At 47.5% G+C, this 10,000-nt stretch carries 6 protein-coding genes; all 6 read left to right on the top strand.

The window, feature by feature from the left end:
• The first annotated feature begins 268 nt into the window (after positions 1 to 268).
• The 6 genes from LDL40_RS00030 (at position 269) to LDL40_RS00005 (ending at position 9,838) form a co-directional block, all read left to right on the top strand.
• Positions 269 to 1,672, top strand: a complete 1,404-nt coding sequence (locus LDL40_RS00030) for an AlkA N-terminal domain-containing protein (RefSeq protein WP_300992371.1) — start codon at positions 269 to 271, stop codon at positions 1,670 to 1,672.
• A complete protein-coding gene (locus LDL40_RS00025) occupies positions 1,669 to 2,160 on the top strand; it encodes a methylated-DNA--[protein]-cysteine S-methyltransferase (RefSeq protein WP_300992368.1) in 492 nt (163 codons plus the stop codon). The genes LDL40_RS00030 and LDL40_RS00025 overlap by 4 nt, the downstream gene beginning before the upstream one ends.
• Positions 2,161 to 2,456: 296 nt before the next feature.
• Positions 2,457 to 3,341: a pirin family protein gene (locus LDL40_RS00020; protein ID WP_300992365.1), complete on the top strand. Its 885-nt coding sequence runs from the start codon at positions 2,457 to 2,459 to the stop codon at positions 3,339 to 3,341.
• Positions 3,342 to 3,528: 187 nt separating this feature from the next.
• Positions 3,529 to 4,242 (top strand): 5'-methylthioadenosine/S-adenosylhomocysteine nucleosidase, encoded by a 714-nt coding sequence (mtnN, locus tag LDL40_RS00015; protein ID WP_300992363.1) that lies wholly within the window; start codon positions 3,529 to 3,531, stop codon positions 4,240 to 4,242.
• Positions 4,243 to 5,202, top strand: coding sequence for a cobalamin biosynthesis protein (locus LDL40_RS00010; protein ID WP_300992361.1), 960 nt, complete (start codon positions 4,243 to 4,245; stop codon positions 5,200 to 5,202). It begins immediately after the preceding gene.
• 136 nt (positions 5,203 to 5,338) lie between these two features.
• The gene (locus tag LDL40_RS00005) at positions 5,339 to 9,838 is read left to right on the top strand and encodes an EAL domain-containing protein (RefSeq protein WP_300992375.1); all 4,500 of its coding nucleotides are present in this window, start codon (positions 5,339 to 5,341) and stop codon (positions 9,836 to 9,838) included.
• Positions 9,839 to 10,000: the final 162 nt, after the last annotated feature.

The following is a 10,000-nucleotide window of genomic DNA, read 5'->3' as shown; positions in this document are numbered from 1 at the left end:
AGCAAACAACACTCTGTCTTGGTCTGACTCTGTAATTGGCGGGGCATTAAGGTGTTGTTCCATACGGCCTTCCTTCACATTCATGTCGGGGGTACAGCGTTTGCAGCAGTAAAGGTCTGATTCAACTATAGCTGCCTCTGTTCAGGCTGCATCGCATCTGCGGTGAAAGCGACAGAAAATAAGGTCCGTTTCAGTGCCGGATCCGGCCAGCTTTTTTCTTTTACTCAAGGTACACTCTGTTTAGTTAATTGCATAAGAGCCCTCTGCCATGCTGGATCCTGTGGTCTGCCAACAAGCCCGTTTATCGCGTGACAACCGTTTTGATGGTCTGTTTTTTATTGCAGTAAAAAGCACCGGGATTTATTGCCGCACTATTTGCCCGGCCAAAGCTCCGGCTGAACATCAGGTGACTTATTTCTCCTGTGCCGCCGCTGCTGCTTCAGCGGGTTACCGACCTTGTTTACGCTGCAGACCCGACAGTGCGCCTCAATCGCCCGCCTGGCTTGGCGTAGAAACCAGTGTCAGGCGCGCATTAAAGCTGATTGCTGAAGGTGCTTTAGTGCATGGCGATCAAGCCGCTTTAGCCTCCCGTCTTGGCATTAGTGAGCGTTATTTACGTAAACTCTTCCAGCAACATCTGGGGGTGGCACCTAAACAATATGCCTTGTACCAGCAAGTGCTGTTAGCAAAACAGCTATTGCATCAAAGCAGTTTGCCTGTACATCAGATCGCAGCCTTGTGTGGCTTTCATAGCATCAGGCGTTTTAACGATGCCTTTAAGCAGCAACTGTTGCTCAGCCCAAGCCAAATCCGGCGTAAAAAAACGACAGGACACTCCACTGTGATTGAATTACAACTGAGTTATAGGCCACCACTGAACTGGCAAGCCCAACTGGATTTCTGGCGGCAACGCACTCTGGACGGCATGGAATGGGTGAATGGCGATGCCTATGGCCGGACTTTTAGCTGGCCTACTGCACAAGGTGTTGTGCATGGTTGGTTTGAATTAAGCCCAATCAAAGCTGGCCTGATGTTATTAAAGCTGCATTGGCCCAGCCAGCAGGAGCTGACGTCTGTGCTACAACGTATACGCCAGTTGGCTGATTTAGATGCCAATATGCCGCAGATAGAACAGCAACTAGCGCCAGTGTTTGCTGAAGAGCTGGAGTCTGGTTTGCGCTTACCGGGTTTATGGAGTCCGTTTGAAGCAGCTGTGCGGGCTATTTTAGGCCAACAAGTCAGCGTGCAGGGAGCCCGTACTCAACTGAATCGTTTACTCGCTGAGTTAGCAGAACCTTTACCTGATGACCCGCAGAAAAAGTTGTTTCCAACGCCACAAGCCATCAGCCAAAACGAATTGCTGATGCTTAAAGTGCCACAAGCCAGACGCGACACCTTAAAGCAGTTGGCGACGACAGTGATCGCAGAGCCTGAAAGCACACCGGATGACTGGCTCAAACTCAAAGGTATAGGGCCATGGACTGTGGCCTATAGCAAAATGCGTGGCCTTGCCGATCCGGATATCTGGTTAGGGGGGGATTTAGGTGTGCAAAAAGCCTTAAAACGTCATGGTGATATCACACCGGAGCAGCTGGCGCCCTGGCGCAGTTACGCAACTTTTCAGCTGTGGTTTAGTTTATCCCGTCCTGCTTTAAAGGAGACAACAACATGAAACAACTGCAATTTGCCACACCTTTAGGGCCTTTGGTGGTGACGGCCAATGCCAGGGGCATAGAGTCGGTGTTATTCAGAGACAACAGCGAGGCGCCGGATCAGAGCAACGATATGCTGTTGCACGACTGCAAAGCTCAGTTTGATGCATATTTTGCAGGGAATTTGCAGCAGTTTGACTTGCCTCTGGCGGCAGTGGGCACTGACTTTCAACAAGCCGTCTGGCAGCAACTGAGTAAAATCCCCTTTGCAGAGCTTCGCAGTTACAGCCATATAGCCCAGGCGCTGAATAACCCCAAAGCGGTCAGAGCGGTCGGAGCGGCGAATGGCCGTAATCCACTGACTATTATTGTGCCCTGCCACAGAGTAATAGGGGCCAATGGCACTTTAACGGGTTACGCTGGTGGTTTAGAGCGTAAAGACTGGTTATTAAAGCACGAACAAAACACGGCTTTGGCATTGGGCTTGTTTCAATTAGAAGGCAATTGATCCGTAGGGGCGACCTTTAGAATCCCCCCTTTCGTCAACAAAGCTGCAGCTTCAGGGACGACAAAAGTCCCCTAAGTCATTGACGTTGCAGCGCGACGGCAAGTAAACGAATCCCCGGGAGCATAGCTGTCTATGCGACTGGGGTGAGAGAGCGCAGCCAACAAAGCTGCAGCTTCAAGGACGACGGGGGAACATTCAAATTTTTCGAATGATGCATACAAAACAATCCGCTATTGCTTCGATAAAAGAGCTGTTTTAATAGGATTATCAAGTAACTCCTATTAGGTGAAATAAAGATGACAGCCCGTACTTTAAAACAACTGATCCCCGCCATGCTGGCCTCCGATGGTGCTGGCGTAAAAATTAAACGTAGTCTGGGGCAAAGCCAGGGCGTACGGCTGGACCCCTTTTTAATGCTGGACGCTTTTGGCTCCGACAAAGCGGATGACTATATTGCAGGCTTTCCACCCCACCCACATCGTGGTTTTGAAACTGTGACCTACATGCTTGACGGCCACATGCTGCATGAAGATCATCTCGGCAATCAGGGCCATTTAACCAGTGGTGGTTTGCAATGGATGACAGCTGGTCGTGGCATTATTCACTCTGAAATGCCGCAACAGGAGTCTGGCCTGATGCGTGGTTTCCAGTTGTGGATCAACTTGCCGGCAGCAGAAAAAATGAAAGAAGCCGCTTATGTCGATATTCCTGCTGCGGATATCCCATTGCTGCAGTTAAAAGCTCAGAGTTTTGTTAAAGTCTTGGCTGGTGAAACTGTGCTAAATGGCAAAACCATTCGAGGTCCAATTTTTGGCCTCTCAACAGAACCTTTGTATCTGGATGTGCAGTTAGAAGCAGACCAAAGTCTGACGTTTCCGGTCACAACTGGTCATAACGCTTATGTTTATCCTTTTGAAGGCGAAGTTTTTGTTGAAGGTTTAAAAGTGCCTAATCATCACGGCGCTGTACTGACAGATGGTGACAGCGTGACTGTTTCAGCCAAAGACAAAGCCCGTTTTATTCTGCTTGCGGCGAAACCTATCAAAGAGCCAGTGGTGCAATACGGTCCTTTTGTGATGAATAAGCCAGAGGAAATTGAACAGGCCATCCGTGATTACCAAGCGGGCACCCTGACCAATAACCAGCAAGCCAAAACCATAGCTATTCACAAATCAAACTGAGATCTCTTACCCTAAGTCATTGATGTTGCAGCACGGCGACAAGCAAGTCAGTCCCCAGGAGCATAGCAGCACTATGTGACTGGGGCTGTGAAGCGCAGGTAACAAAGCAGCAGCTTCAAGTACGACGGGTATAATTTGGCAAGGGCAGATGCTATCATCTGCCCTTTCATATTTTGAGGATCGGCAGATGCAACTTGTAGGTATTATCGGCGCTATGGAGCCGGAAATTGCAATTTTAAAAGCTCAATTAAGCGATATGACCATGGTCAAATTGGCAGATTATGAGTTTTATCAGGGTCGTCTGGCCGATACCGACGTAGTATTAGTGCAATCTGGTATAGGTAAAGTAGCTGCAGCCGTAGCCACCACTTTATTAATCAGTCAGTTCAAACCAGATTGCGTAATTAACACGGGTTCAGCAGGTGGTTTTGACCCTGAGTTAAATGTTGGGGACGTAGTGATTTCTTCTGAAGTGCGTCATCACGATGTAGATGTTACTGCTTTTGGTTACGAAATTGGTCAGGTGCCGCGCATGCCAGCTGGCTTCACTGCCCATCCGGCACTGATCAGTGCTGCGGAGCAAAGCATCAAAACCTTAGGCTTTTGCAAAACGAAAAAAGGCCTGATCACTACAGGTGATGTGTTTATGTGCCAGCCTGAACGTATCGCCAAAACCCGCTCTGAGTTCCCTACTATGCTGGCCGTAGAAATGGAAGGCGCAGCTATAGCCCAGGCCTGCCATCAGTTGAACACGCCTTTTGTGGTGATCCGCAGCTTAAGCGATATAGCCGGCAAAGAGTCGCCAAGCTCTTTTGAAGCCTATCTGGAAATCGCCTCTAAAAACAGTTCAGCCATGGTGCTGGAATTGTTGAAAAACCTTAAAACGGTTCAGCTTAGCTAAATGCCGTACTGGCTGGCTGAGGTTTCAGCTTATCCACTGGTACTGCTGAGCGTTTGGTTGCTTGGCAGTCTGGTGCTATTCCCACAAGATTATCAGCCAATCACTTTTTTCAGTATCTTTGCGAAACAGCTGGCGGCTAAGGTTCATCCGGACCCTGGCAGGGCCAGCAGCCAGCAACTGATCTCTGGTAGTTTGGCCATGGCACTGGTGTTGTTACCAACCCTTGCTTTACTGGCGCCCTTGTATTGGTTATCCGACTGGCCGCTGCTGCTTGATGCTTTGTTATTGTATTTCTGTCTGGATTTTGTGCATTACCGCCAGCAAAGCCACAAAATAACACTGGCTATCAGTCAACAGCAAAACAGCAGAGCCAAGGATTTATTGCAACCTTTAGTCCTGAGACAAACCCAAAGCCTGAGCACTGCAGGTTTATGCAAAGCTACTATTGAAATGCTGTGGCTTCGCACGGCGAAACAGTGGGTAGGTGTCAGTTTTTGGTTTCTGATAGGGGGTGGTCTGGCAGCTGTTGCCTATCGCCTGCTATTGCTCTGTAATCAGCAATGGAACGACAAACAAAGCAACTTTCGTTATTTTGGCCGCCCTGCAGCTGTGTTAACTCAATGGGCCAGCTTTCCTGCCTGTCTGATCACTGCACTGTTATTAGCCTTTTTGACTGATGTGACTGGCACACTACGGCAATGGCGTGCAGCGTTCCGGCTAAATTTGTGCTTACCTCATCTGCTGATACTGGGTGCTTTAGTACAGGCATTGCAGGTCAATCTGGCTGGTCCTGCAATCTATCTGCAACAGAAGATTAAACGTGACAGACTGGGACCTCCAAGCCTGCCTGTCGCTGGCCATCTGATTGCAGCACTGAAACTCAACCGGCAATTTCAACTGTACTTAGCATTTATTGTATTTATTTTCAGTCTGTTACAAAGCTTGTTGCTTATTTATTAACAAGCTGGTTATTTTTGCAAAATTCTTTGGAACTGTGCTGGACTTTTAAGCGCTATTCACTGTATTTTCTAGGGCTTCTTACGGCAGATTGAACCTATAACAATAACAACCGACCTACTGAGGAATCGTTTTGCCTGTGTTAGCCTTATTGCGCTATGTGTGCAGCTTGTTGCTGCTAGTTTGCTTTTGCCAACTCTCTCTGGCAGCGCCGCTATTGCAGCCGTTAACTCCGGACCAGAATTTATCTCAGGGCTCAGTAAACGACTTATTGCTCGACCGGCAGGGCTTTTTATGGGTTGCAACGGACGCAGGTTTAAATCGCTACGACGGCTACAAAAATCTGCTGATTGGGGCAAATTCACCACAATTGCAGAGTCTGACTTTTAACAAGCTATTGTTAGATTCGAAACAACGACTGTGGGCTTTAGCTCCTCGTTCAGGTTTATATTCTTTTGATCCGGTCAAAGCTGAGCTGTTTTTGCACGGCACAGTGCCGGGAACAATGACGCTGGACAACAGGTTTCTCAATCTGGCTCAGGCTGATAACGATAATTTATTGCTCAGTAGCAGAAACCGACTATACCTCTACCAGACCGACACTAAACAATTAGCTTTGTTAGCCACACTCGCTGACCTTGGTTTAGAAAAGGCCTTTATCCGAACTTTATTAAATTACAAAAACTGGATATTACTGGGTACCAGCGAAGGCTTAGTGATTTATGACAAAATCAGCCAAAAACTTAAACTGGTGCCGCATTTACCTTCAGGCCAGGGCTCGGACTATCAACGCCACGCCAAAGCATTAAACATTGATGCCAACCAACTGCTGATAGGTACTGTCGAAGGTTTGTATCAACTGCAACTGGACGACATTCAAAGCTTCCTTGACACAGGTCAAATCCCGACCAGCAGAGAACTGATCGCAGGACCTAACATCTGGCAGATAAGTAGACAACCAGACCAGATATTATTGGGTACTGAGCGGGGTTTGCTACGTTACATTCCATCATTACAAAGCACGGAGCTGGTGCTTAAATTCAGCGAAAGCAACTTTAATTTGTCGGACGACAATGTAGTGGCTTTGCAGCAGGATGATCAGGGAGGCTACTGGCTGGGTAGTCGATTTGACGGAGCCTATTACTGGCACCCTCGCAGCAAGGCGATCCGCAGTTTTAGTCAGACAGGCTCTGATGCACTGAGTAATGACAAAATTACTTCTATTGCTGAGAAAAGCCGGGAAGAACTCTGGCTGGGCAGCCGCAATGGCTTAAATTTGCTTAATCTTGAAACCCGACAAGTACAACATTTTTTGGTCAACCCTGACCCCAAAGCGGTCTGGCATACCAGTATGATCCTGAATTTGACGATGAGAAAAAGCGGGGATTTGTGGTTTTTATCTTCCAGCGGCTTAAATTATTTTTCCGTTGAGCAAAAAGAGCTACAACCTCCTTTGCTACAGGACCAGACAGACAAAGCCATACTGGCTGATGCACGCCCTGGCAGTTGGTTAAATCAACAACAGGATTTTTATCTTTTAACTAATGAGAGTATCTCTCAATACCAGCCCGAGACTGGCGAACTAAAACAACTGACAGAGTTAACTAAAAAGCTACCTGCCAGCGACGTCAGGGTAATTTTAGGCAAATGGCCAGAGCAGCCAGACTGGCTGGTTCTGTCTGCTTATGAAAAGATCTGGCTCTACAACGAAAAAACTACAGAGTTAAAATTGCTGTATCAGGCCGAAGCCAATCCGGCTTTTGGCTTGCGTTTTGCCGATCAAATGGCGCTGGATAAAAATAATACACTTTGGTTCAGTGCATCAGACATTGGCTTGCTGGCCTTTGACGTCAGCTCTATGCAGCTAAAGCACCACTTCCATAGCAAAAACAAACTGAGTACCAATGTACTGTTCTCTGTCACCAGAGATCAGCTTGGGCATATCTGGTACTCCAGTCAGCAAGGTATCTCGTCGTTAAACGTGGATACTTTGCATATAGAACAGTTCAGTAAAAAAGATGGTTTATCCAGTAATGAATTTATTCTGCAAAGTAGTGAGTCCTTAAGCAATGGTGAAATGGCTTTTGGTTCTATTCGTGGCCTGAATTTATTGTCTCCTGCTCAGTTAACTGAGCCCAGACGTAAGCCTCGTATTGTGATCACTCAGCTGGATCTATTGTCCTCCCCGGTGAAAAGCCCGATGACAGATTTATCAGGCCAGTTTTTTACCTTGCCTTATGACAGCCAGGGGTTAACTATCAGCTATTCCAGTCTGAATTTCCGCGATAGTAGTAAAATGCGATACCGGTATTGGCTGGATGGCCCGCAACGACTGGTTTTCCCAGAGCAAAGCTCCAGCTCAGTGATGTTTCCACAACTCACCCCTGGTCATTACCAGTTCAACGTGGTGGCAGTATCTCCTGTGACAGGCCTTGAAAGCGAGGTTGCCACTTTGCGCCTGCAAGTGGAAGCGGCGCCCTGGCTGAGTCATTGGGCTTATATGGTGTATGCCTCTGTTAGTCTGGTGATCATGTTGGTTTATCTTCGCACCCGGCAAAAACAACAACGCATGCTGAAAATGGCTCACGCCAAAGTCACAGCCAGTGAACAGCGTTTAAAACAAGCACTGGATTCGATCGACAGCGGAGCCTGGGAATGGCATGCCCGAAAAAATATTATGTTTGCATCCAGGATCTACAGCATGCTGGGATATCAGGAAGCATTAAATCCTTTGGCGATGAGCCAGCATCTGTCATTGTTGCATCCGGACGATAAAGATGCCTATCAGCACGCCTGGCAAAAATTGATGCAGACACCGGATAAGACCTTTGATCACACCTACCGTATGCAGCACAAAACGGGCAAGTGGCTGTGGTTCCGAGACATAGGCAAAGTTGCAGAAGTAGACGAACAAGGTCTGCCTGAGCGGGTCATTGGTACCTTCAGCAATATCACTGAGACCAGAGCGAATCAGGAAAAAGCACGGCTCTTTGGTGAAGCGTTTCAACAAACCCGTGACTGGGTTGTTATTTTAGACGCCAGCCAACGTGTTATTGCCGCCAACCAATCTTTTGCAGATGTATTTGGTTCTGTTGACCAATACCTGATCAGCCCTAAAACCCATCATTTGGGTATCAGTTTACAACGTCGCAGATTCTACACAGCGTTGTTGCGTGGCCTGACAGTGAATCAGCATTGGCAAGGCGAAGAGCTGGTCCATACACCTGATGGCAAAGAGCGCCCTACCCTGATTAACGTCAGCGCTATAGGTGATGTGAATAAAGTAGAATTTTTTGTTCTGGTATTCACCGATATCACAGCACAAAAAGTAGCAGAAGAAGAATTACGTTATTTAGCCAGTTACGACTCACTGACGGGCTTACCTAACCGTACTCTGCTGATGGACCGTATTCAACACGGCATTGAACAGGCGAAAAGAGCGAAAAAATCTCTGGCCTTGTGTTTTATCGATTTGGATAAATTTAAGCAGGTGAACGATTCGCTGGGTCATGATGTAGGTGATCAGTTACTGCAGGAAGTGGCCAGGCGTTTGCGGGTTACCTTAAGAGAAACCGACACTATAGCCCGTCTGGGCGGTGATGAATTTGTCGTGCTGCTGGAAAGCTATAAAAACGATGACAACATCAGCCATGTGGCGCGCAAAATGCTACAGTCCATTGGTGAACCTATGCAATTAGGCTCCCACACTGTCAGCGTATCCCCCAGCATAGGCATAGCGGTTTACCCGGACGATGCCACAGATGCCAATTCGCTGCTCAAACATGCTGACGTCGCGATGTACCATGCCAAAGACTTAGGCCGTAACAATTTCCAGTTTTTTATTGCTGAGATGAACGAAAAAGCTCATATGCAGCTGGCGAAAGAAACCCAGTTAAGGCAAGCCTTTAAAGACGGTGAATTTATTAACTATTACCAGCCTATAGTGGATTGCCGTAGTCAATCGGTGATAGGCGTTGAAGTGCTAATGCGTTGGTATCATAAGCAGAACCTGATCCCGCCTACAGAATTTATTCCTATGGCCGAAGATTTACGTTTGATTATTCCTATGACGCTGTCCTTGTTGGAACGGGCTCTGGCCGATTTACAGCAATGGCGTCAGACTGGCCTGGATTTGTATTTGTCTGTCAATTTATCCACCAGTCATTTAGAGCAATTGTCTTTGGCAGAACACACAGAAAAACTGCTGAACAAGTACCAATTGCCAGCCTCCTGTTTGCGCTACGAAGTCACAGAAAGTGCGCTGATGCGGGACCACGAAAAAGCCATTACTACTATGCAGGCATTAAACGAACTGGGGATTCAACTGGCGCTGGATGACTTTGGAACAGGTTACTCTTCTCTAAAATACTTAAAAGAGCTGCCCATAGACGCCATAAAAATTGACCGTAGTTTTGTCAAAGACATAGGCATAGATCCCGACGATGAAACCATTATCGAAGCCATTTTGTCCATGGCTGGCAGCTTAGGTATGAGTTGCGTTGCTGAAGGTGTAGAGACAGAACAGCAACTGGCTTTCTTCAGCAGCCGTCAATGTTATCTTATTCAGGGCTATTTATTTGCTAAACCAATGCCGGCGGTAGAGCTGATGAATTGGTTGCAAAGCGAACATCTGAACTAAGCGCTTCGTATTTGGCGCTGCAGCTTTGTTGGCTGCGTTCTTTCGCCCCGGTCACATAGGCAACTATGCTCCGGGGTCTCTAGCCCTTGCCGCCGCGCTGCAACACCAACTCCTTTGCGCTGCGCACTGCGAAATTAAAACCGCAGCTTTGTTGGCTGCGTT

The sequence above is a fragment of the Rheinheimera sp. genome (genome assembly GCF_020217005.1).
Classification (GTDB): Bacteria; Pseudomonadota; Gammaproteobacteria; order Enterobacterales; family Alteromonadaceae; genus Pararheinheimera.
The sequence above is the reverse complement of the archived record's forward strand: the minus strand, read 5'-3'. Positions and strand labels throughout refer to the sequence as shown.

Excerpts from the sequence above, each read along its gene's own strand:
- LDL40_RS00010 (WP_300992361.1), top strand. The coding sequence starts at position 4,243 with ATGCCGTACTGGCTGGCTGAGGTTTCAGCTTATCCACTGGTACTGCTG.
- mtnN (WP_300992363.1), top strand. The coding sequence starts at position 3,529 with ATGCAACTTGTAGGTATTATCGGCGCTATGGAGCCGGAAATTGCAATT.
- LDL40_RS00030 (WP_300992371.1), top strand. The coding sequence starts at position 269 with ATGCTGGATCCTGTGGTCTGCCAACAAGCCCGTTTATCGCGTGACAAC.
- LDL40_RS00020 (WP_300992365.1), top strand. The coding sequence starts at position 2,457 with ATGACAGCCCGTACTTTAAAACAACTGATCCCCGCCATGCTGGCCTCC.
- LDL40_RS00025 (WP_300992368.1), top strand. The coding sequence starts at position 1,669 with ATGAAACAACTGCAATTTGCCACACCTTTAGGGCCTTTGGTGGTGACG.